The organism is Pseudarthrobacter albicanus (assembly GCF_018224015.1).
Lineage (GTDB): Bacteria > Actinomycetota > Actinomycetes > Actinomycetales > Micrococcaceae > Arthrobacter > Arthrobacter albicanus.
This window is the reverse complement of the sequence record NZ_JAGPOT010000029.1, coordinates 24,683-46,331: the sequence shown is the minus strand read 5'-3', so window position 1 is coordinate 46,331 and position 21,649 is coordinate 24,683. Positions and strand designations below refer to the sequence as shown.

The 21,649-nt window shown below is 69.8% G+C and carries 19 protein-coding genes and 1 pseudogene; 14 read left to right on the top strand and 6 right to left on the bottom strand.

Features of this window, described 5'->3' with window-relative positions:
* Positions 1-19: 19 nt before the first annotated feature.
* Positions 20-1,204 (top strand): MarP family serine protease, encoded by a 1,185-nt coding sequence (locus J9611_RS08680; protein ID WP_211879377.1) that lies wholly within the window; start codon positions 20-22, stop codon positions 1,202-1,204.
* Here the strand turns inward: J9611_RS08680 and J9611_RS08675 are convergent.
* Positions 1,194-2,315: pseudogene (locus J9611_RS08675) on the bottom strand (DUF2332 domain-containing protein). The gene J9611_RS08680 and the pseudogene J9611_RS08675 sit on opposite strands and share 11 nt — an antisense overlap.
* 2 nt (positions 2,316-2,317) lie before the next feature.
* Positions 2,318-2,809: a type II 3-dehydroquinate dehydratase gene (gene aroQ, locus J9611_RS08670; RefSeq protein WP_211879376.1), complete on the bottom strand. Its 492-nt coding sequence runs from the start codon at positions 2,807-2,809 to the stop codon at positions 2,318-2,320.
* A 141-nt stretch (positions 2,810-2,950) separates the two neighbouring features.
* Here aroQ and J9611_RS08665 point away from each other — a divergent pair, with 141 nt between their 5' ends.
* The gene (locus J9611_RS08665) at positions 2,951-3,931 is read left to right on the top strand and encodes an SMP-30/gluconolactonase/LRE family protein (RefSeq protein ID WP_211879374.1); all 981 of its coding nucleotides are present in this window, start codon (positions 2,951-2,953) and stop codon (positions 3,929-3,931) included.
* A gap of 151 nt (positions 3,932-4,082) precedes the next feature.
* Here J9611_RS08665 and acs read toward each other — a convergent pair whose 3' ends face one another.
* Positions 4,083-6,140: an acetate--CoA ligase gene (acs, locus tag J9611_RS08660; protein ID WP_211879372.1), complete on the bottom strand. Its 2,058-nt coding sequence runs from the start codon at positions 6,138-6,140 to the stop codon at positions 4,083-4,085.
* 443 nt (positions 6,141-6,583) lie between these two features.
* On the opposite strand from acs, the gene J9611_RS08655 reads away from it, so the two are divergent.
* Genes J9611_RS08655 through J9611_RS08645 form a run of 3 tightly spaced genes read left to right on the top strand, consistent with a single transcriptional unit; the run spans position 6,584 to position 9,623 of the window.
* Entirely contained in the window at positions 6,584-8,083 is a 1,500-nt protein-coding gene (locus J9611_RS08655; RefSeq protein ID WP_211879370.1) for a hypothetical protein, read from the top strand.
* A gap of 8 nt (positions 8,084-8,091) precedes the next feature.
* Positions 8,092-8,946 carry an endonuclease III gene (gene nth / locus J9611_RS08650; protein ID WP_246527564.1) on the top strand — a complete coding sequence of 285 codons (855 nt, stop codon included), beginning with the start codon at positions 8,092-8,094 and terminating at the stop codon, positions 8,944-8,946.
* On the top strand, positions 8,943-9,623 hold the full coding sequence (locus J9611_RS08645; RefSeq protein ID WP_211879368.1) for an NUDIX hydrolase: 681 nt from the start codon (positions 8,943-8,945) through the stop codon (positions 9,621-9,623). Before nth ends, J9611_RS08645 begins: the two co-directional genes overlap by 4 nt.
* Positions 9,624-9,697: 74 nt before the next feature.
* Here the strand turns inward: J9611_RS08645 and J9611_RS08640 are convergent, their stop codons facing one another.
* Positions 9,698-9,958, bottom strand: coding sequence for a YegP family protein (locus tag J9611_RS08640; RefSeq protein ID WP_211879366.1), 261 nt, complete (start codon positions 9,956-9,958; stop codon positions 9,698-9,700).
* Between the two features lie 139 nt (positions 9,959-10,097).
* Complete coding sequence (locus tag J9611_RS08635; RefSeq protein ID WP_211879364.1) at positions 10,098-11,858, bottom strand: bifunctional 3'-5' exonuclease/DNA polymerase; 1,761 nt, start codon at positions 11,856-11,858, stop codon at positions 10,098-10,100.
* A gap of 148 nt (positions 11,859-12,006) precedes the next feature.
* Here J9611_RS08635 and ssd point away from each other — a divergent pair, with 148 nt between their 5' ends.
* The 9 genes from ssd to J9611_RS08590 all read left to right on the top strand — a co-directional run bounded on the left by ssd (position 12,007) and on the right by J9611_RS08590 (position 19,156).
* Positions 12,007-13,086 carry a septum site-determining protein Ssd gene (gene ssd / locus J9611_RS08630; protein ID WP_246527563.1) on the top strand — a complete coding sequence of 360 codons (1,080 nt, stop codon included), beginning with the start codon at positions 12,007-12,009 and terminating at the stop codon, positions 13,084-13,086.
* Positions 13,086-14,399, top strand: coding sequence for a TadA family conjugal transfer-associated ATPase (locus J9611_RS08625; RefSeq protein ID WP_211879360.1), 1,314 nt, complete (start codon positions 13,086-13,088; stop codon positions 14,397-14,399). The genes ssd and J9611_RS08625 overlap by 1 nt, the downstream gene beginning before the upstream one ends.
* Entirely contained in the window at positions 14,396-15,220 is an 825-nt protein-coding gene (locus J9611_RS08620) for a hypothetical protein (RefSeq protein WP_211879358.1), read from the top strand. Before J9611_RS08625 ends, J9611_RS08620 begins: the two co-directional genes overlap by 4 nt.
* Entirely contained in the window at positions 15,217-15,816 is a 600-nt protein-coding gene (locus tag J9611_RS08615; RefSeq protein WP_372447775.1) for a type II secretion system F family protein, read from the top strand. Before J9611_RS08620 ends, J9611_RS08615 begins: the two co-directional genes overlap by 4 nt.
* Positions 15,817-15,832: 16 nt before the next feature.
* On the top strand, positions 15,833-16,594 hold the full coding sequence (locus tag J9611_RS08610) for a zinc ribbon domain-containing protein (protein ID WP_211879356.1): 762 nt from the start codon (positions 15,833-15,835) through the stop codon (positions 16,592-16,594).
* Positions 16,595-16,789: 195 nt separating this feature from the next.
* The gene (locus J9611_RS08605) at positions 16,790-17,608 is read left to right on the top strand and encodes a polysaccharide lyase family protein (protein ID WP_211879355.1); all 819 of its coding nucleotides are present in this window, start codon (positions 16,790-16,792) and stop codon (positions 17,606-17,608) included.
* 305 nt (positions 17,609-17,913) lie between these two features.
* On the top strand, positions 17,914-18,198 hold the full coding sequence (locus tag J9611_RS08600; RefSeq protein WP_211879353.1) for a DUF4244 domain-containing protein: 285 nt from the start codon (positions 17,914-17,916) through the stop codon (positions 18,196-18,198).
* Between the two features lie 137 nt (positions 18,199-18,335).
* Positions 18,336-18,776, top strand: coding sequence for a TadE family type IV pilus minor pilin (locus tag J9611_RS08595; RefSeq protein WP_307857055.1), 441 nt, complete (start codon positions 18,336-18,338; stop codon positions 18,774-18,776).
* Positions 18,773-19,156, top strand: a complete 384-nt coding sequence (locus J9611_RS08590) for an Rv3654c family TadE-like protein (RefSeq protein WP_211879351.1) — start codon at positions 18,773-18,775, stop codon at positions 19,154-19,156. The genes J9611_RS08595 and J9611_RS08590 overlap by 4 nt, the downstream gene beginning before the upstream one ends.
* A gap of 51 nt (positions 19,157-19,207) precedes the next feature.
* Here J9611_RS08590 and sftH read toward each other — a convergent pair whose 3' ends face one another.
* Entirely contained in the window at positions 19,208-21,646 is a 2,439-nt protein-coding gene (gene sftH, locus J9611_RS08585; protein WP_307857054.1) for a DEAD/DEAH box helicase, read from the bottom strand.
* Between the last annotated feature and the right edge of the window lie 3 nt (positions 21,647-21,649).

Sequence of the window (21,649 nt, the reverse complement as noted above, 5' to 3'; positions counted from 1 at the left end):
TGTCTGTGAGGAGAACCCGGTGTTCGGCTTGACCATTTTGGACCTGGCGTTGGTTCTGACGCTCGTGTCCTACCTGATCCATGGCTTGCGCAACGGCTTCCTGGTGACGCTCGGAGGCATCGCCGGCTTCGCTGCCGGCGCCGTGGCCGCCTTCGTTTCCGTCCCTATTGTCAGCGGCCTGGTGGAAGACAGCGGCTGGCGGCTGGCGGCGATCGTGGCCGCCGCCGTCCTCCTGATGATCATCGGCCACGGGCTTGGCACCATGGCCGGGCGGACGATCCGCAGCGCGGTCCGGATCAGCCCGCTCAGGACCGCAGACCGCGTGGTTGGCGGCGGCGTGAATGTCGTGGTGTCCGCCCTCGTCATGTCCATGCTGGCATTCAGCATCGGAGCCCTGGGCGTCCCCTTCGTCTCCCAGCAGCTTGCCGAGTCCAAGGTGATCCGCTTTATCGACGGCATGACGCCGACCCCTCTCAAGACCTCCATGGCCCAGCTGCGGTCCACCGTGATCGGTGAGGGCATTCCGACCCTGCTGGACGGCTTCGGGCAGGGCCAGCCCGTGGCTGTCCCCGACGCCAGCACGGATACCCCGGCATTGAATAAGGCTGCCGGCTCCGTGCTGAAGATCGCCGGAACCGCCTACCAGTGCGGACAGAACCAGACCGGAACCGGCTTTGTGGTGTCGCCCGGCCGTGTGGTGACCAATGCCCATGTGGTCGCCGGAGTACCGGAACCGGTGGTGGAAGTCCCCGGCGGGGGCGCGTTGCCCGGACGCATCGTGTACTTCGATAACCAGCACGACCTCGCCGTCCTGGCCGTCGACGGGCTGCGGACCGCACCGCTGCCGCTCGGCTCCGACCTCCCCGCCGGCAGTCCGGCCGCGTTCGCCGGCTATCCGCACGGCGGGCCCTTCCAGTCCAAACCGGCCACGGTGCAGGGCATCGCCACGGTGCTGGTCCCCGACATCTACGGCAACAACGCGGCCCCGGAAGACGTGTACCGGCTCGCCGGTGACGTCCAGCCGGGCAACTCCGGAGGGCCGTTGCTGACCACCGACGGGCACGTGGCGGGCGTGATCTTCGCGAAGGCCACCACCGAGTCCTCGCTGGGGTTCGCGATCACCATGACTGATCTCGGTCCGGTCGCCGAGCAGGCGCCGGGTCTGAGCGACCCCGTCTCAGCCGGGCAGTGCATCAAGAAATAGCGGGCCGCAGCCACTCCAGGCTCTGACCGTGCGGCCCGGCGATGGCCACGGGCTCTCCGTTGTGCAGCAGCAGGAACCGGCCGCGGAGCCGGGCGTCGTCCATTTCCGGCACCACGCTGGAGTGGTCTTCCTGGAGCATGACAGTGTGGCCCTCGTTGGAGAGCCAGTGGCAGCCCCGTTCCGCCGCGAGGCCGGCGATCGTGCTGCGGAACCGGTCACGGCCCCCGGCGTCGAGATAGGCCAGGACCGCACTGTGGAATACCACCAGGGCAGCGTCCGCCGGCGCCTGCCGGGCCAGGGACACGAGCTGTTCGTTGAGGTCCCCGGCCACCAGCAGCGGAGGTCCCTGCCGGGCAATCGCGATCGCCCGGCGCAGCCGCTCACGCCGGAAGTCCTGCTCCGGCCAGATGAGCGCCTCCAGCCACGCGACGTCGTCGGGGTTACGGACGTCCAGGGGATTGAGGTCGATCCCGGCCCGCTACACGACCCGGGGCAGTTCAACCGGTACCGGAACCGGGCCGGAGACGGTGCAGCGGAGGACCGGAAAGGTACCCGGCGGCGCCGAGGCCGGAACCAGCCGGTGCACGGTGCTGGCGGCACCGCCGACGCTCCCGCCGGCGACGAATTCGTAGCCGTAACGGTCCGGGAACAAGGCGAGCCCGGCCGAGGCCCCCACCTCGATGAGGGCCAGCGGCCGGCCCTCCGCGGCGGCGATCCGCGCGAGGGACGGCAGCAGGCTGGCGCAGCGCCCGGCCTCATTGGTCTGGGTGGCGCGCGAGAGCACGATCCCTGAGATGTCCGCCCAGTGTGCGTCCAGGAAATTCCGGAAATCAGCGTAGGGGCTGATCTGCGCGCCGAGGTACCGGGCCGCGGCGAGCATCAGCAGCGGCTGGCGTTTGTTGTACGGCCACTCCTCGATGCGCCGGATCAGTTCCGCGTCCTCCGCGATGCCCACGGACCACCCGGCGTAGCACGCGGAGTTGCCGGGCGCGTCGACGGTCCCGAAATGCCGGTACCACTCCGCGGTGGCCGACGCCGCCCCGGACTTGGCAGCCGCCCCGGACACCGCCGCCCCTGCGGAGTCTGCCCCGGCGGCGTCCGCCGGGGACATGCTCAGTCCTGGCCGGACTGCGGCCCCTGCGGCCCCTGCAGCCCGGCAAGGTACTCCACCGCGAAGCGGTACCCCATGATCCCGGCGCCGGCAATCACGGCCTTGCTGATGTCCGAGAGGTACGAGTGGTGCCGGAATTCCTCCCGGGCGTGGACATTGGTGATGTGGACTTCGACGGCGGGCAGCTGCACGGCGGAGATTGCGTCCCGGATTGCCACCGAGGTGTGGGTGTAGGCCCCGGCGTTGATGACGATGCCGATCGCCTTGCCGCGGGCGGAGTGGATGGCGTCCACGAGGGCGCCCTCATGGTTGGACTGGAAGCATTCGACGTCCAGCCCGTGCGCGGCGCCGGCGTCTTTGGCGAGCTGTTCGACGTCGGCCAGCGTGGAGGTGCCGTATTTCTCGGGTTCACGGGTGCCGAGCAGGTTCAGGTTGGGTCCGTTGAGGACCAGGACGGTACCGCGGCCGGACGGGGCGGGGATGGCTTCGCTCATGCCTGCCAATGTATCGCGTTGCGGGCCCGCCCGCTGCGGCTCTGGCCCGTCCCGGCCTCCCTGCCTAGACTGAAGGGACCATCGTGCGGAGCTCCCGTACTGGCCAGCTCCCGCGGACAAGCCCGATCCGGGAGCGTCATCATGCGCAACATCCACTATTCAGGAAAGCTTATCCGCCAGGCCGCTGTTGCCCTGCTCGCCTTGGCGGCGTTCCTCGCCCCGGCGCCCATGGCGGCCGCGGACAGGACAGGATCCGACGGCGGGCCGTCGGTGATCACCCTCCCCGGCGCCACCGGGGCGGAGGGCATCGCCGCGGGGGACGGCACCACGTTCTTCGCGGGTGACTTCCTCAACGGGAACATCTACCGCGGCGACGTCCACAAGGGCACCGCCAAGCGGTTCATCGAAGCCCCGGGCGGCAGGGCAGCCGCCGGAATGAAGGCCGATCTGCGCCACGGGCTGCTCTTCGTGGCAGGCGCCGCCACCGGGCAAGCCTATGTCTACAGCCTCGAAACGAAGAAGACGGTGGCGGTCTACCAGCTGGCCGGGGCCCGCACGAGCTTCATCAACGACGTCACGCTGACAGATAAAGGCGCCTGGTTCACGAACTCGCAGGCCGGCGAGCTGTACTTTGTCCCGGTGGACCGCCACGGCGAGCCCGGTGAGGCACGGACGCTGGCGCTCAAGGAACCGGCCGGAGCCCTCGAGCAGGGGTTCAACCTCAACGGCATCGCGGCGGTCCGGGACGGAAAGACGCTGATCGTCGCCCACACCGTCCGGAGCGCCCTGTACGCCGTTGACCCGGACACCGGATCGAACCGGCTGATCACCCTGACCGACAGCTCCGGTGCCCCCGCCACCCTGCCCAACGTAGACGGCATCATCGTCCGGGGAGACACCCTCTGGGCGGTCCAGAACCTGTCCAACCAGGTCAGCCGGATCCGGCTGGACCGGAGCCTGTCCTCCGGTGAAGTACGGGAGGTCATCACCAGCCCGCACTTCGATATCCCGACGACGGCGGCACTCTTCGGCGACACCCTCGCCGTGGTCAACGCCAAGTTCACCACGCCCGCTGCCACGACCTTCGAGGCGGTCCTCGTGGACGCCCGTTCGCGGCACTGACGCGGAACTGACCCGTTCGCGGCACTGACCGGCGGGGTAGGGATCCGGGCAGACGGCGGCGGCGCCGCCCCAAAGTGGGCAGCGCCGCCGCCGGCCCGGTCAGTCCGGCCCGGTCAGTCCAGCCCGGGCGGGGCTGAACGTTCGGGAGCCGTTACTTCTTCAGGGACTGCGCGATCTGGGCCATGACGGTGTTGTCCGCCAGGGTCGTGGCGTCGCCCACGTCGCGGCCTTCCGCGACGTCCTTGAGCAGGCGGCGCATGATCTTGCCGGAGCGGGTCTTGGGCAGTTCGGGGACCACGAGGATGGTCTTGGGCTTGGCGATCGGGCCGATCTCCTTGCCGACGTGGTTGCGGAGTTCCTGGACGATTTCGTCGCCGGAGTCCACGGCGTCGCCGCGGAGGATCACGAACGCGACGACGGCCTGGCCGGTGGTCTCGTCCGCGGCGCCGACGACGGCGGCTTCGGCCACGGAGGGGTGGGACACCAGGGCGGATTCGATCTCGGTGGTGGAGAGCCGGTGCCCGGAAATGTTCATCACGTCATCCACCCGGCCGAGGAGCCAGATGTCGCCGTCCTCATCCCTCTTGGCGCCGTCGCCGGCGAAGTACATGGTCTCGAAGCGGGACCAGTACGTTTCCTTGAACCGCTCCGGGTCCCCCCAGATGCCGCGCAGCATGGCGGGCCAGGGTTCGCGGATCACCAGGAAGCCGCCGTGGCCGTTGGGCACGGATTCGCCGGCCTCGTCCACGACGTCCGCGGCGATGCCCGGCAGCGGGACCTGGGCGGAGCCGGGCTTGGTGGCCGTGACGCCGGGGAGGGGTGCGATCATCTGGGCGCCGGTTTCGGTCTGCCACCAGGTGTCCACGATCGGTGCGGGGTTGTCTTTCTTTTCGCCGTTCTTGCCCGCGTTGGCTCCGATGACGTCCCGGTACCACATCCACGCTTCCGGGTTGATGGGTTCGCCCACCGAGCCCAGGACCCGGATCGAGGAGAGATCGTACCTGCCCGGGATGTCCTTGCCCCACTTCATGAAGGTCCGGATGGCGGTGGGGGCGGTGTAGAGGATGGAGACCTTGTACTTCTCGATGATCTCCCACCAGCGGCCCTGGTGCGGGGAGTCCGGGGTGCCCTCGTACATGACCTGCGTGGCGCCGTTGATGAGCGGCGCGTAGGCGACGTAGGAGTGCCCGGTGACCCAGCCGACGTCGGCCGTGCACCAGTAGACATCCGTCTCCGGGTGCAGGTCGAAGACGGCCTTGTGGGTGTAGGCGGTCTGGGTGAGGAAGCCGCCGGTGGTGTGCAGGATGCCCTTGGGCTTGCCCGTGGTCCCCGAGGTGTAGAGGATGAACAGCGGATGCTCCGAGTCATGCCCGACGGCGGTGTGCTCGGCTGAGGCGGCCCCCACGGTGTCCGCCCACCAGTGGTCACGGCCCTCGTGCCAGTCCACGTCCGCCCCGTTGCGCTTGACCACCACGACGTTCCGGACGGAGTGGCCGCCGCCGTCTCCGTCATGGGACAACGCCTCGTCGACGGCGTTCTTGAGCGGGCTGGGCTTGCCGCGGCGGTAGGTGCCGTCGGCGGTGACGACGAGCCTGGCTTCGGCGTCGTCGATCCGGGAGCGGAGCGCGTCGGCGGAGAAGCCGCCGAAGACCACCGAGTGGATGGCGCCGATCCGGGCGCAGGCCAGCAGGGTGATGACGGCCTCGGGAATCATCGGCAGGTAGACGGCCACCCGGTCGCCCTTGGCCACGCCCAGGGACTCGAAGGCATTGGCGGCCTTCTTGACCTCCTCGGTCAGCTGCGCGTACGTGTAGGTGCGGGTGTCGCCCGGTTCGCCCTCGAAGTAGATGGCGACGCGGTCCCCGAGCCCGTTTTCGACATGGCGGTCCAGGGCGTTGTACGCGGCGTTGACCTCGCCGCCGACGAACCACTTGGCGACGGGTGGCTGGGTCCAGTCCAGCGCCTGCGTGAAGTCCTTGCTCCAGCTCAGCAGCCCGCGGGCCTGCCTGGCCCAGAAGGCGGGACGGTCGGCGTCGGCCTCGGCGTAGTCCGCGGCGGTGACCACGGCGCCGGCCGCGAACGCGGCGGACGGCGCGAACTGGCGGTCCTCGTGCGAGAGGTTTTCGAAGGCGTCGCCCTGACGCGGCGCGTCCGGGGACTGCGGCCCGGAGGGCTGGGTGGTGGTGGAGCCGGGTGTCTGCTGGGACATGGTGAACCTCATCATTCATCGATCCGTGCTGCGCGGGCCGCCGGACCTCCGCCACGCCGGGCCGCGGGCGCGGCACCGGGCAACGGCTGATCGCGGCGGCACCGCCAAGAGCTGTTCCGCACCCAACACTAATACCTCCGCCGGGCCGGACGTGTGCCCCGTCACAAAGGGCGCCGTGAACGGTGTTTGTTAAGCGGCGAGTGGTGCCCGGGGGCTGGATCCGTCCCGCCGCCACCCCCGTCAAGCGGCCTCGCAGGCACCCCTCCCCGTCAAGGATATTGCGGGCCTGCCCACGGCTTGTCCGCTAGTGATCGGCCATCCACTTGGCTAGGCTGAGGTGAAGTTGTGACATCCGATGGAGGCGACGGGACCACTCGCGGTCCTGATCCTGCCTGCCGTTCGGCGGTGCTGTCCAGCGTGCCGCCACGCTAAGGAGAACCAGAATGAACGAGCAAGTAAACGGGCAGTTGCACCCGCCCGTCCAGGACCACGGGCAGGCCGGACCGGCCGGGCCCGCAGGCTTCGGGGACGCGCCGCGTTTCACGGTGGACCGCAAGCCGGGGAAGAAGAACGAGGCCGTTCTGGGGCCTTTCACGGTCCGTGACCTCACCGTGTTCGGCTCCACGCTGATTCTCTTTGTTGCCTCGCTGATTCCTATGTTTGCCGTGCTGTACAACCTGTGGAACCTGGGCAGCCTCTTCTTCCTGGGCCTGGGAATCGTGCTGCCGCTGATCGTTTCCGCCATGTTTGTGGCACGCAGAGTCAGCCCTGGAACCAAGATCCGGATCGGGTCGCTCTCCGTTGACCAGTTCGCCTCGGTGGTGGCCTCCTTCGCGGTCGCCTTCTTCTTCCTTGCCGTGGCCGGTGCGTTTGTGCCGAGCATGCTGGTGGCGCTCGTTGGTGCTCTGGGACTCTTCGCCGCCACCGTGCTGGGACGGCTGATTCCGTACTTCGCCGGTGACTTCCTGGACCGCGGGGAAACCCCCGCGCACGTCGTGGCCCGTGAGGCTGCCGTGCCGGTCCGCAAACCGCAGGCGCCCAAGGCGCCGAAGGCGCCGGCCGCAGGCAAGGAAGCCGGCAAGGAAGCAGGCAAGGAACCAGGCAAGGAACCAGGCAAGGAAGCCGGCAAGGACGCCGCCTCCAACCCGATAGCGGGATGGGCCAAGCGGTTGAAGCCCGGCGGCCAGGCGCCCGCCCGCGGGGACACCCAGAGCGGGCACGAGTTCCACGGCTCTTCTTCGAACGGTGCTTCGTCGAATGGGGCGGTGCATGGGGCGGTGCCGATGGCCGTTCCGGGCGCAGCGGCAGCCCAGGCAGCCCAGTCAGCGCCGGCATCGCCCGCCGCGGGCGCCGGCCACGCTCCCGCCTCCGCCTCCAGCGCGCCGGAAACCCAGGCTTCCGGCGTCGTGCCGGGCGCCGCGGCCCAGGCAGCGGCTCCCGGGCCGGCTGCTGGGTTGTCCGCTGCTTCCGTGCCATCCGCCACGCCGTCCGCGGCAGGGCACACCCAGGCTGCCGGCGTCGATGTGCCGCCTGCCGCAGCGGCCGGGGCGGCCTCAGCGGCCGGGGCTTCCTCAGCACCGGTGGCGTCCGAGGTGCCGTCCGCTGTTGAAGAGACCCGCGCCGCGGACGTTCCGGCCGGTTCCGGCCATTACGCCCCTACCACCATCAATCCGCAGGTGCGCTCGCAGGAACCGATCGGCGCCACCGTTGACCCCGCGAGCCGGCCCGCGGCGGAGGAGGTCCAGCCGGTCCACGAGGCCTTCTGGTTCGCCGTGGCCCAGCCCCGCACCGCCGTCGACGAGCACACCGGCGCACCGGCGTTCGTCATTGAGCCCGGCGGCTGGGTGCTGGCCCTCGAGGACCGCGGCCACGAATTCCTGGTCCAGCACACCGACGGCCGCTTGGGCTTGCTGCGCGACCTCAGCAACATCGAACGCGGTTAGCCTGACCCATGGCCGCCCAGCCCGGCACCCCGAAAACCGGCAGCGCCGCCGCAGGCACGAAGCCCGCCGCTTCGAGGGCATCCGGGGAGACCCTGCTCGCGCTCAAACGCCGTGCCCGCAGGATCAACAAGGCGCTCGCCGAACAGTATCCGTACGCGCACGCGGAACTGGATTTCCGCAGCCCGTTCGAACTGGTGGTGGCCACGGTGCTCTCGGCCCAGACGACGGATGTGCTGGTCAACCAGATCACACCCCTGCTGTTCGCCCGCTACCCGGACGCGCGGAGCATGGCCGAGGCGGACCCCGCCGAGATCGAAGCCATCGTCAAACCCACAGGGTTCTTCCGGGCCAAGACCCGGAACCTGATGGCGCTGTGCAACCGGCTCGTGGACGAGTACGACGGCGAGGTGCCGGGACGGTTGGCGGACCTCGTGACGCTGCCCGGCGTCGGACGGAAGACCGCCAATGTCGTGCTGGGAAATGCCTTCGGCATCCCGGGCATCACCGTGGACACCCATTTCGGCAGGCTGGCCAGGCGCTTCGGCTGGACGGATTCGGATGACCCGGTGCGCGTCGAGTCCGACGTCGCCGAATTGTTCGAGCCGAAAGACTGGACCATGCTCTCGCACCGCGTGGTGTTCCACGGACGCCGGGTCTGCCATTCGCGCAAGCCGGCGTGCGGGGCCTGTGCGGTCGCCAATTGGTGCCCCAGTTTTGGGGCCGGCGAGACGGATCCGGAGAAGGCGAAGAAACTGCTGAAGTATGAGCTGGCCCCCGGGCAGGAGGCACTGCTGGCCCAGCTGCTGGCCGAGACGCACCGCGCCGCCGAGATCCGGATGGAATCGCAGAGGAAGCAACGATGACCGCACGCCAAGACCTGATTGACCTAGTTGCTGCGGTGGAAGCGGGAACAGCGCCCGCGCCGGATCCGCGCTGGCGCAAACTCAGCGTCGCACCCGGCGAACGCATCCGCAGGGCGGCCATTCTGATGCTCTTCGGGGCGCTCGACAGCGTTCCGGCCGCCTCCGTCAAGCTGCTTGCGCCGGCCGATCTGGATGTTCTCCTGCTGCAGCGCGCCCAGACCCTGGAGGACCACCCCGGCCAGGTCGCCTTCCCCGGCGGCGGCATCGACCCCGGGGAATCCGTCATCGAGGCGGCGCTGCGCGAGGGGGAAGAGGAGACCGGGCTGGACCCTGCCGGCGTCGAGGTGCTCGGCATCATGCCGGAACTGGCGCTTCCCCGGGGCAACTTCCTGGTGACGCCCGTCCTGGCCTGGTGGGCCTCCCAGTCGCCCGTCCGGGTGGTGGACTACGGCGAATCCGCCCAGGTCTTCCGGGTGCCGGTCCGGGATCTGCTGGACCCGGACAACCGGGTCACGGCCACCGTGAGCCGCGCCGGACAGACGTTCGAAAGCCCCGCGTTCACCGTGAACGGCCTGGTGGTGTGGGGTTTCACCGCGATGATCCTCAGCCAGCTCTTTGAGCAGCTGGGCTGGGCCGTTCCCTGGGACCGAACACGCCGGCACGTGATCGACGTCTGAAATACCTCGACGTGTGAGGACGGCCGGCGTGTAGGGTCGGCGCACCGGCGAAGCCCGGTGCTTGTGCCGGATTGCTAGCCGGCTGCCAGCCGTGGGGTGCCCCGGAAAGCGCGCGGACGCGTCGTCGGCGTGCTGGCCGAGGGCCGGCTTCCGCTGCGGGAGCGGTCCACGATCAGGCCGGTCGCGGCGTTCTCGCGGACGGCGTTAATGCCCGCGGCCGCGCCCTTGATGGTGTTGAACATCGGCGAAACGGCCACGACCGTTCCGTCCGCTGCCGTCAGCTTGAAGAAGTACGACTCTTCTCCAGCTTCGGTGATCTCAAAAATGCCAGCCAAACCGGTCCTCCCCAACTGTTATGCCTCGTTGCATCCTCCGGCGAAGTGTTCTTGATCACCGGCCCTTTGAGGGTATCCGGGGATGCGGCAGGGCACAACACTACCGGCCGGTACGTTACCCCGAGCATCCGACTGCCCGCTATTTAGCCTCGTCGTAGGAGTCCACCACGGCCACGCTGACCGGGAAGTCCACCGGAATCGTTCCGAACAGCAGCTCCTTGGCTGCCGCCGCGGCCTCCTCGATGGCCCGGATGCAGTCGTGGACGGCCACAGCGGGGCAGTGGACCATCACCTCGTCGTGCAGAAAGAACACCAGTTCCCCCGCAGGGGCGCCGTCGGCGCGCATGGCACGGAGCCGGCGTCGTAGTTCCGCCAGCCAGCAGGCCGCCCAGTCAGCCGCGGAGCCCTGCACGACGAAGTTGCGGGTGAACCTGCCGCGCGAGCGGGCAAGGGATTCCGCCCGGCGCTGTTCCTCGGCTGTCGTGGATTGCTGGCTCTTCAGCCAGCGGTCCGACGGCGGCGGGCTGCTCCGGCCCAGGCGCGAGGTGACGGTCCTGCCGGCCTCGCCCTGGCGGGCGGCCTGTTCCACGAATCCGACGGCGCGTGGATACGTGCGGGCCAGCTGGGGCAACAGGCGCCCGGACTCTCCCGTGGTGGCACCGTAGATGGCGCCGAGCAGCGCCACCTTCGCCTGGGCCCGGTCACCGCCGAAACCCTGCGCCGCGATGCCGGCGTACAGGTCCTTGTCCCGTGCAGCCTCGGCCATCCTGGAATCCTGGGCCAGCGCCACCAGGACCCGGGGCTCCAGCTGCGAGGCGTCGGCGACGATCAGCTTGTAACCCGGGTCGGCATGCACCGCGCCCCGGATCTGGCGCGGGATCTGCAGCGCCCCGCCGCCCCGCGACGCCCAGCGGCCGGAGACCACCCCGCCCACCACGTACTCGGGCCGGAAGCGGCCGTCCTGCACCCAGGCATCCAGCCACGCCCAGCCGTTGGCGGCGTGCAGCCGGGAGAGCTTCTTGAAGGCCAGCAGCGGCTCGATCGCTGGGTGGGCGGACTCCTTCAGCTCCCACTGCCGGGTGGTCTTCACCTCGATGCCGTTCCGGTGCAGGGCACGCATGAGCTCCTGCGGCGAATCCGGGTTCAGCGCCGGTGTCTGCAGCAGCTGCCGGAGCTCGGCGGCGAGCGCCTCGAGCCTGGCCGGACGGTGGCCCTGCGGCGGGCGGGGGCCGAGGTAGCCCGACAGGATCCGCTCGTGCAGTTCCTCCCGCCAGGGGACACCCGTGTGCTGCATTTCGGCCGCGATCATGGCGCCGGCGGATTCGGCGGCCAGCAGCAGCCGGAGCCGTTGCCTCCGCGTGACATCGGCGCCGGTATCCCGGCCGGCGTTGGCGCCGGTGTTGGCGCCGGTGCCGGCGGTTGCGCCGGCGTGACCGAGCGCTGCCTGCTGGGCGGCGTATTCGGCGCGGAGCTCCCCGGGCGAGTGCCGGGGCGCCGTGCGGAGGCCGGGATCGTCGAACAGCGAGCCCTGGTCGGCCGGCGGGGGAGGGGGCTGGAGGGCGCGCGGCGGCTGCTGGAGCTCATCGTCCTGCGTGACCTTTTCCGCGGCCAGGGCATATGCGGTGTGGGCGGTGAACTCCGAATGGGCCAGGATGGCGCCGCACAGGGTGAGGTCGTAACAGCGTTCCAGCTCCACCCCGGCAGCCAGCAACGCCGGATACCAGTCCTGGGTGCGGTGCCAGATCCAGCGCGGCCGACGCTTCTCCAGCTCGCGTACGACGCCGGGCAGCTCGGCGGCGCTGACCGGCTGCGGTTCCGGGCCGGCAGGGCCCGGGGCGCCGGCCGCGGTGAGCTCCTGGATGACTGCGCCGTCGGCATGGGCGGCAAGCAGCAGGTACATAGCTCAATTCTGCCCTGCGTGGCGGGGCGGCTTGTCCACATAGCGCGTGCCGGCCGTTACAGCGCGCTCCGGCGACGGGCACAGTGGCACCATGAACAGGCGCCAGCGGTCCGGTCCCTTGCGGGAAATTTCATTGTGGGATAGTCCCTTGTCGGATCCACCGCTGGCACCGGGGCCGTGGGTGCCCGATGAGTCGCCCGAGACGCTGCTGGTCACCGGGTTCGAGGTGGTCCGCAGCGAAGTGGAACGCATCGTCGCCGCGGCCGGGGGAGCGCTGCGGACGGTGCCGGACATCATCGAGGCCGCACCGTTCTGGGACGCGGCTGCCGCGGTACTGGTCGGCAGCGACATCCGCGAGCTGCCACCCCGGCGACGGGCCCCGGCGGTACTTGTCGGCCTGAACGGTGACGGGGACAGCCTCTGGCACCTCGCCGCGGCCATCGGGGCCGAGCGGGTTGCCGTACTTCCCGACGCCTCCTCCTGGCTTGCGGACTACCTGAGCCGCTCCCGCGCGCCGGAGGCAGGCGGGCTCGTGCTCGGCATCACCGGCGGCTGCGGCGGTGCAGGAGCCACCACGGCCGCCGTGTGGATTGCCCAGGCCGCGGCGCGGCCCGGTGCGCGGGTCCTCCTGATCGACGGCGATCCCTGGGGCGGCGGTCTTGAACTGGCCCTTGCCGCGGAGGATTCGCCCGGCCTCCGCTGGCCGGACTTTGCCGAAGCGAGCGGCAGTATCGATCCTGGCCAGCTCTCCGAGGCACTGCCGGAGGCCGGCGGATTCTCCTTCCTGTCCTGGCCCGGCAGCCGGGACCGGCCGGCGGGCGTGGATTCGACCGCCGTGGCCGGGGTCCTTGACGCTGCCCGGCGGGGCTACGAGCTGGTGGTGCTGGACATCGGCCGGGGACGTGAGTCCCTGCGTACCTTCGCCTGGGACTGCGACAGGATCATCGTCGTCGCACCCGCCCGGCTGCGCGCGGCCGTGGCATCGGCCCGGCTGCTGCAGGAGCTTCCCCCGGTGGAAACAGCCCTGGTGATCCGCGGGAAGCCCGGAGCCGGGTTGGACGGGCCGCTCATCGCGGCATCGGTAGGGCTTCCCTTGCACGGGATCATGCCGGAAATCAGGGGCGCCACCGCCGCGACGGAACTCGGACGCCTCCTGGAAACAGGCCAGCAGCGCAACGTCCGGCGGTTCACCGCCGAAGTCCTTGACCTGAGCGGGGGAGACCGCTGATGAGTGCCCATTCCGCGCTGGGCCCGCCGGAGCCTGCCGGAAGCAGCCTGAGCGCCCCGGGAGGCCGGCCCCGGCCACGCGGCGTCGTGGACCCGCGCCTGCTGGAATCGGTACGGGAGGCCATCATGGCCGACGCCGGGCCGGTGACCCCTTCCCGGGTTGCCGCCGCGGTCCAGGCCACCGGAAAGCTGCTCGGCACCGGGGGTGCCCTGGCCGCCGTCGACAGCATCAGCGCTGAACTGAACGGCCTGGGCCCGCTCCAGACGCTCACCCGGGATCCGGCCGTGACGGACATCTTCGTCAACGGTCCGGATTCGGTCTGGCTGGACCGCGGCAGCGGACTGGAAAAGGCCCCTGTCGCGTTCTCCGGCGAAGCGCAGATCCGTGCCCTCGCTGCGCGGCTCGTGGCAGCGGGCGGCCGCCGGCTCGATGACAGTTCCCCGTGCGTGGATGTCCGGCTCGAGGGCGGCTACCGGGTCCACGCTGTGCTGCCCCCGATTTCCACGGCAGGGACGCTCCTGAGCGTGAGGATCCGCCGCCAATCCGTCTTCACCATGGCGGAGCTGCGGGACAACGGCATGTTCGGCACGTTCGTCCAGGATGTGCTGGAACGGCTGGTGGAGCGCCGGCTGAGCTTCCTGATCAGCGGCGCGACGGGCTCCGGGAAAACCACCCTGCTCGCCACGCTCCTGGGCCTATGCCGTCCGGGCGAACGGCTCGTTCTGATTGAGGACGCCTCGGAGCTGAACCCCGTCCATCCGCACGTCGTCTCGCTGGAATCCCGGCACGGCAACCTCGAGGGAGGCGGTGCCGTCGATCTCGGGGAACTCGTCCGGCAGTCCCTGAGGATGCGCCCGGACCGTCTCATCGTGGGCGAATGCCGGGGAGGGGAAGTCCGCGAACTGCTGACAGCCATGAACACGGGCCACACCGGGGGCGGAGGAACCATCCACGCCAACACGGCGGCCGCAGTGCCGGCACGGCTCACGGCCCTGGGCTCGCTCGCGGGGATGGGCCAGGATGCCGTGCGCCTCCAGGTGGCCAGTGCCATCGACGCCGTCGTCCACGTCGCACGGTCCCGACACGGGCGGCAGGTGGCCTGCATCGGCGTGATGGCAGAAGACGGGACCGGCTTGAGCGTCTCCGCTGCGCTGGAGGTCTTTGACGGCTTCATCCGCCCCGGACCGGCCTGGCCGCAACTGGCGGCCCGCCTCGGCCTGGATCCTTCCTTGCCTGCCGACGCATCCGTGCCGCCCGGGACTTCGATTCCGCCGGGAACGGGCAGCCCCGCGGCGGGCCGGATCCCGCGATGACCGCCATCCTGCTCGGTGTGCTGGTGCTCGCTGCCTGGCTGGCACTCTCACCCCCCGGATCCCCGGCGCGCCGCGCCCGTACTGCGCTTCCGCCGGACCAGGAGCTGCGCGCGCCGGTGCCGGTGGACCAGTTCCCTAGCCCCCGGCGGCTGCTCGGCAGGGTCCTGCCCGTACGGGCGCGCGGAGACTTGGCGTACGTCCCGATGACGGTGGTGGTCCAGCAGTTGGCCGCCCTGTTAACGGGAGGGCGCGCCCCGGCCCGGCTGTGGGATGAACTGTGGCTGCTGTACGCCGGGGACCCCGCGCCGGGCGGACGGCCGGACCACCTCCCGGGGCCCGCGCTTGCCCCAGCCTCCGTGGCCATGCTGGCGGCAACCCGCGCGGCAGCCCTGCGCGGGTCGCCCGTGGCCGAAGCCATCCGCAGCACGGGGGCGGGCACGCCATCCGGCGGCGGTGTCCCCGGCACAACGAGCCTCGAATGGAGGGTATGGGGCGAACTGGCGGCGTGCTTCGACATCGCCGAGGCCAGCGGCTGCCCGCTGGCAGACGTGCTGACGAGGTTCGCCGCGCAGCTGGAGGCGGAAGACGACGCCGAAGCCGCCCGCCAGACGGCCCTCGCCGGGCCCCGGGCAACCGTGCGGCTGCTGAGCTGGCTGCCGCTGCTGGGACTGGGACTGGGCATGCTGCTGGGCGTGGATCCTGTCAGGATCCTGCTGGGGACCCCGTACGGGATTGCCGCGCTCGCCACGGGTGTGGCGCTGACCGTGGCCGGGCGGATCTGGTCAGCCAGGCTCGTCCGGGCGGCAGCAGGGCCTCAGTGAGCGGGGCGCTGGCCGACGCGGCGGTGGCGGCCTGCCTGGCCGGGGCAGCCGTTCTGGCGCTTGCCGATCGTGGCCGGGTGAGCCGGCGGCTCCGGCTCCGGCTCCGGGACCCGGGTCGGCAGGACTCGGGGAGGGGCGCGGAGGGGCGACGGCGGGCGAGCAATCCAGGCCTTCGGGACACCGCCATGATGCTTGAACTGATAGGAGCCATGCTGGACGCCGGAGCCGGGCTCGGCCGCTCGCTGGAGCTGGTGGCGGCCCTCGCCTCGCCCGAGCTCAGCCGCCCGCTGGGACCCGTCGTGTCGGCGCTTGCCATCGGTGCCGACTGGGACACTGCCTGGCGCAGTTCCGAAGTCCGGTCGCCGGACCTCCTTGCCTTGCGGGATGCCCTCGGTTTCGCCGCGCTCACCGGAGCTCCGTCCTCGGCCATCCTGTATGCCCAGGCGGCCCGGATGCGGCGCGCACGGTTCAGGACCGCAGAAAAACGGGCGGCAGCACTGGGCGTGAAGCTGGTGCTGCCCCTGGGTCTGTGTTCCTTGCCCGCCTTCGTGTGCCTCGGCGTTGTCCCCGTGCTGCTGGCCATGCTCCCGGCCTGACCGCCCGCCCTGTCCGATGACACTCGCCGTGGAAACCGCCGACGCCTACGAAGTCACCGTCATCAACGGCCGCTCCGCACGGGCCGTCAAACACCTCCGCAACAGCGCCGTCGCGGACCTGCGCCGGCTCATGTCCCGGTGCACCAGGGGCTCCCGGCAGTGGAAGCGCTACCACCGGGCCCTCAAGCATGCCTCCTCACACGCGGCCAGGGCCCTGCGCAACATCGACCACCAGGTCTCCCGCAAGGCCGCTGACGTCGCCATCACCCACAACGCCGGCACCGTCGCCGTCGGGGACGTCCGTGGGATCGAAAAGAACACCGCGATGGCGGAGAAACACCGGTTCGGCCGCGACCAGCGCCGTCGCCTGTCCCATTGGTCCCGGGGCCGCCAGGAACGCTGCCTGGCCGAAAAAACCGGGTCCCCGGTCACCCATGTGAACGAGGCCTGGTCCTCGAAAACCTGTCCCGCGTGTTCCACACGCAACACGCCCGCCAGTCGTGACTACCGGTGCCGTGAATGCGGGTTTACCTGCCACCGCGACGCCGTGGGCGGCCTCAACACCCTGATGCGCGCCAGGCACGGGAAATACGTCCCGATCAACCCGGACAAACCCGTCCGGGTCCTATATCTCCGGGCCACGCCCCTGCGGCCGGCCCTGAGTAAAGCCCGGAACCGGGCCACAGGAAACCTTTCCTGTGTAGCTGAAAAACTCGCCAGTCACGCTGCAGCCGCAGGACATCCGTCCCCGGCAGGGCCAACGCCCGTTGCAGCCTAAGCGAAACGCAAACTCAGAAGCCCCGTCCGTAAGGCGGGGAGGTTCACTATTCCAAGGTTTACCCAAGTCCGCCAGGACTATTATGCAGGGAGCCACCATTGCAGTTGGAGCACTGTTCTTGACGCGGAGGGCTGGGCAGGGAACTAACGGCAGGCGTTGGGTATTGATTCAAGGCCGATGTCGGAGGGCCGACGGATGAAACGATTTCTAGGACTTTGCCTCGCTGCCATGCTGGCACTGGCGTTTCTGGACGCCGCGGCGCTCATTTCCGGTCCGGCAACTGCTGGAGCGCCGGCTTGCCACACCGGCATAGCCGCGCCGGCGGCTTCCAATACAGGGAAGGCGACAGAGGCGGCCACCATCGAGTCGGGGGCGATGGCAGGGTTCAAAGTGTTCACCTCGGGAACGGGAACCGCCCTCGTCTCCTCGGCGTCTTCACCGCCAACGACCTGCGCGGCTTTCCTGCACACAACCACCGACAGCGGATCCGTCGCCAAAATGACGTTCGCACTGGCCGGACCGGCGGCCGAAGTCTCTGCAGCCGGGTGGTTCAACATCACTGCCGAGGGCACGGCAGGCAGCAACGTCCCGTATTTCCGATTCTTTGCAGGCGATGCCCGTATTTTGGATGTCTTCAGGCAAAACGTCTCGCATGAGCTGGTGCTCCGGGTGGCTTCGCCGAAGAGTTTCCTCTACACCACCCTGCTGCCAGCGGTTCCTCAGGGCACCTGGCACCATCTGGTGATGCGCGTCCTTCCCAACGGTTCAAAGACCGGGGTGCAGATTTGGTGGGACGGGCGGTCCATTTACGCGAGCAACAAAGTGGGCATCACCGCGACCAGCGCCGACATGGTCCAGCTGGGATCCGAACACGATCAGCAAACCGGCGATATCTACGTCGACGACGTCATCATCAGCGGCTCCGCGGCTCCCGGCCCGATTCCCGGAACCTTTCCTGCGCCAGCGCCGGATTCCTCGAAGGTGCCAGGCGCCGTCAGCCCGCCCGGGTCATGACCATTAGCGCGAGCGGCCACGACTTGAGCAACACTGTCCGGTCCGTGCCCGGGTGATCGACGGCGCCTTCAGCTTCCCCTGGGAGACGGCTGAGGAAGCGCCCTGACCGCCCGGAACAGGAGGTTCGCCGGCATGCCTGAAAATCGGCAGCGGCCCTTCGGCGAATGATCCTGCAGTGCTCCTCCACAGGCCCGCGGGACCTGGCGTTATCCACTTGGCTGGCAACAGGGCTTACCTCCTCCCGCCGGAGACGCGAGAGTCGAAGCAGCCGGCGGCTCCGCCGGATTCCCGTGAAAGGAAAGCACATGACACCCCGTCAAGATGCCCCCGCAGAGACCTGCACCGAGCCGGCCGCACCTGCAACCGCTGAAGTCCGCGAAATCTACCCGGGCGCCCGCAGAGCCACCCCGGTCCAGGCCCGCGAACACACGAAGGGCCGCCGCTCCGAAGCGGGAATGGCCACAGCAGAGTATGCAATCGCCACCCTGGCCGCCGTGGGGTTTGCCGGAATCCTCGTGTTCATCATGCGCAGCGACGAGGTCCGGGGAGTCCTGCTGAACCTCATCCGCACCGCACTGGCTCTGCCATGAGGCGCGGCCGGCGACCGGGAGAGGACGACGAACATGGTGCGCAGGGCGGTCTCCGCGGATGCGCCGCGGCTGCGGTCGTTGGCGCCCCGGGCCGGGGTTCCTGGCGCCCGGGCTTCCGGGGATCTGCGTCCCCGCCCGTGCCCGACCACGGCGTGGGCCGGATGTGCCGGCGACTCGACTCCTGCCAGGGCGCGGTAACGGCCGAGTTCGCTGTAGCGTTGCCCGCTGTCCTGCTGCTGTTTGGGCTGTTGCTGGCCGGGTCCGCCGCAGGCTTGACGCAGTTCCGGCTGGAGGAGGCCGCCAGCGCAGGTGCGAGGGCCCTGGCCCGGGGCGAAGACGCCGCCGCAGTTAACGGGATAGTCCGCCGGCTCGCTGGCGAGTCTGCAACGTCGGCCGTGGACTCCGACGGCGAATGGCTCGCCGTCACGGTCTCCGGCAGGGTCGCCGGAGCTGTCGGTTCGCTGGTTCCGTGGACCCTCACCGCCCGTGCCTGGGCGCGCGGAGAGTCGTCCGATTCGCCGGCCCTGGCGCTGCTGCGCGGACTGCCCGACGTCCGGAGTTCAGGCCGCGCGGCATGAGCGCCTTCCCGCAGCGCGGCTCAGAACTCGGTTCGGGTACTGTCCTGGCCATGGCGCTTGGACTTGTAGTCATCATGGCGACTGCCGTGATCGTACTGCTGTCGCAATCCGCCGTGACCGCGTACCGGGCCTTGGCAGCCGCAGACCTTGCCGCACTGGCGGCTGCGGATGCCGCCCGGGGAATCACAGCCGGCGAGCCGTGCTCCGTCGCCGAAGCGGTTGCACGCCGGAACGGCGCACGGATGCTGAGCTGTTCGGAAGGCGCGGGCAGCACGGTACTCGTCCGTACCGAACTCAGCGCGGGGAACTGGCTCGGGGCGGCGACCGGACAAGCCAGGGCCGGGCCTCCCCTGGACCCTGCTGCCAGCCCCTACCCGTAGGGGGCCGGTCCGCCGGCCTCCACCGCTGGCATTGGCTTCTTGGCAGGCGGTTCAGTACTGGATTGCGGTGGCCGGGCGATCCGCGCGGCCGGCCGTCGACCCGTCCAGCTCCGGCGGGCCGGCCTCATGCTGGCCGGCGCCCATCCTTTCGGTGGCGTCCTTGAGCAGCACCTCGATGAGGGTGACAGCGGCGTCCTTGTCCAGGGGGTTGTTCTTGTTGCCGCACTTGGGCGACTGCACGCAAGACGGGCAGCCGGATTCGCATTCGCAGGCCTTGATCGCGTCGCGCGTGGCGGACAGCCAGACCCGGGCCTTGTCGTAGCCGCGTTCGGCGAACCCGGCACCGCCCGGATGGCCGTCGTACACGAAGATGGTCGGCACGCCGGTGTCGGCGTGGATGGCCGTGGATACCCCGCCGATGTCCCAGCGGTCGCTGGAGGCCACCAGGGGCAGCAGGCCGATGGCAGCGTGTTCGGCCGCGTGCAGGGCACCTGGGAACTGCGCCTCAATCAGGCCGGCGCCCGTCAGTGACCGGTTGTCCATCACGAACCAGACGGCCTTGGTGAACAGGTCCCTGGCTCCCAACTGCAGCGGTTCTTCACCAAGAATCTCGTTCGAGATCAATGCCTTGCGTTGGAAGGAGACCACCTGTGTTGTCACTTTCACATCCCCGAAATGCACGGCGACGTCGCCCCACTGGGTCGTGCGGTGTGTTTCCAGCACTTCGATCTGGGTCACGTCCCGGGCGGTGGTGTAGTAGTCAGGGTTGGCCCGGCGCACCACCACGCAGTGGTCGTCCTCGTTCAGGTCTTCCACGACGTAGCTATCACCTTGGTGGACATAAATGGCGCCGGTGTGGGCCTGATAATGCGTCTGGGGCGAATCCATGGTGCCCAGCAGGGAGCCGGTGTCCGCGTCCACGATGCTGACCGGGCCGCCGCCGTCGGCCCTCAGATTCACCATGGCTGCGGCGCTTTGCGGGTGCGTCCAGAACCACCCGGCGGGACGTTTGCGCAGATAGCCCTGAGCCACCAGCTGGCCCAGCAGCCTCTCGGCCGTGCCGCCGAACAGCCCAAGTTCCGCATGCCCCAGCGGAAGTTCCGCGGCGGCGGCGCACAGGTGCGGGCCCAGCACATAAGGATTGGAGGGGTCGAAGACGGTGGCCTCCACCGAGACATCGAAGACCGCCTCGGGGTGGTTCACCAGGTACGTGTCCAGCGGGTCATCGCTCGCCACGAAGGCGGCGATGGCGTCCTGGCCGGCCCGCCCCGCCCGGCCGATCTGCTGGAACAAAGACGCGCGGGTGCCGGGCCAGCCGGCCACAAGCACCGCGTCGAGCCCGGAGATGTCGATACCGAGCTCCAGCGCGGAGGTGCTGGACACGCCGAGCAGTTCGCCGGAGCGCAGCGACTTTTCCAGGGCCCGCCGCTCCTCCGGCAGGTAGCCGGAGCGGTAGGCGGCCACGCGTTGGGACAGGCTGGGGTCCACTTCGTCCAGGAGCCGCTTGGTGATGGACGAAATCGTCTCGGCCCCGCGGCGGGACTTGATGAAGGCAATGGTCCGGACCCGGGCGGATACGAGATTAGCCAGCAGCTCCGCGGTTTCGGCTACGGCAGTCCGGCGCTCCCTGGCGCCGTTCTCGCCCCGGACCTCGGTCAGCGCGGGCTCCCAGAACGCGACCGTGGTGGAGCCGTGCGGCGAGGCGTCCTCGGACACGGAACGGACCGGCGCCCCGATAAGCCGGCCGAAGGAGGTCCCCGGCTCGGACGCGGTGGCAGACGCGGCGATGAACACGGGCCCGGGATGGGAGACGCCCGGGCTGTAGTAGGCGCAGATCCGGCGAAGACGGCGCATCAGGTTGGCCACATGGGATCCGAAAACGCCGCGGTAGCTGTGGGCCTCGTCCACGATCACGTAGCGCAGCCGCCGGAAGAACCTGGCCCACCAGGCATGGTTGGGGAGGATCCCGAAGTGCAGCATGTCAGGGTTGGCCAGGATGAAGTTTGCGTGGTCCCGGATCCACCGCCGGGACGCCGGGTCGGTGTCGCCGTCGTAGGTCTCGGCCCGGACGGTGGGCAGTTTGAGGGCACGGATGGCGGCCAGCTGGTCTGCCGCCAGGGCCTTGGTGGGGGACAGGTACAGGGTCACGGCGCCGTCGTCGTGGATCTTGCCCGGATCGGCAAGGACACGCAGCTCGGAACGGTGGATCGCATCCAGTGCAGGCAGCTGGTAGGCCAGTGACTTGCCGGAGGCGGTTCCGGTGGCGATCACCACGTTCTCTCCGGCGTGGGCCAGTTCGGCGGCCTGGATCTGGTGGCGGTACGGCTCGTGGATGCCCAGCGAGCCGTAGGCGTCCACCAGATCGGGATGGGCCCATTCCGGCCACGGCATGTGAAGGGCCTCGCGGGCGGGGATCGTGCGCACATGACGCAACTGTTCCGGGTCCGGGCCGCGGCCCAGCAACGGAATCAGGGATTCATGCGGGTTCACTTC

Bases quoted from the DNA above. Each gene is read 5' to 3' on its own strand.
- J9611_RS08620 (WP_211879358.1), top strand. From the start codon at position 14,396: ATGACCGCCATCCTGCTCGGTGTGCTGGTGCTCGCTGCCTGGCTGGCA.
- acs (WP_211879372.1), bottom strand. From the start codon at position 6,140: ATGTCCCAGCAGACACCCGGCTCCACCACCACCCAGCCCTCCGGGCCG.
- J9611_RS08590 (WP_211879351.1), top strand. From the start codon at position 18,773: ATGAGCGCCTTCCCGCAGCGCGGCTCAGAACTCGGTTCGGGTACTGTC.
- J9611_RS08600 (WP_211879353.1), top strand. From the start codon at position 17,914: ATGACACCCCGTCAAGATGCCCCCGCAGAGACCTGCACCGAGCCGGCC.
- aroQ (WP_211879376.1), bottom strand. From the start codon at position 2,809: ATGAGCGAAGCCATCCCCGCCCCGTCCGGCCGCGGTACCGTCCTGGTC.
- J9611_RS08605 (WP_211879355.1), top strand. From the start codon at position 16,790: ATGAAACGATTTCTAGGACTTTGCCTCGCTGCCATGCTGGCACTGGCG.
- J9611_RS08645 (WP_211879368.1), top strand. From the start codon at position 8,943: ATGACCGCACGCCAAGACCTGATTGACCTAGTTGCTGCGGTGGAAGCG.
- J9611_RS08665 (WP_211879374.1), top strand. From the start codon at position 2,951: ATGCGCAACATCCACTATTCAGGAAAGCTTATCCGCCAGGCCGCTGTT.
- J9611_RS08610 (WP_211879356.1), top strand. From the start codon at position 15,833: ATGACACTCGCCGTGGAAACCGCCGACGCCTACGAAGTCACCGTCATC.
- nth (WP_246527564.1), top strand. From the start codon at position 8,092: ATGGCCGCCCAGCCCGGCACCCCGAAAACCGGCAGCGCCGCCGCAGGC.
- J9611_RS08655 (WP_211879370.1), top strand. From the start codon at position 6,584: ATGAACGAGCAAGTAAACGGGCAGTTGCACCCGCCCGTCCAGGACCAC.
- J9611_RS08625 (WP_211879360.1), top strand. From the start codon at position 13,086: ATGAGTGCCCATTCCGCGCTGGGCCCGCCGGAGCCTGCCGGAAGCAGC.
- J9611_RS08635 (WP_211879364.1), bottom strand. From the start codon at position 11,858: ATGTACCTGCTGCTTGCCGCCCATGCCGACGGCGCAGTCATCCAGGAG.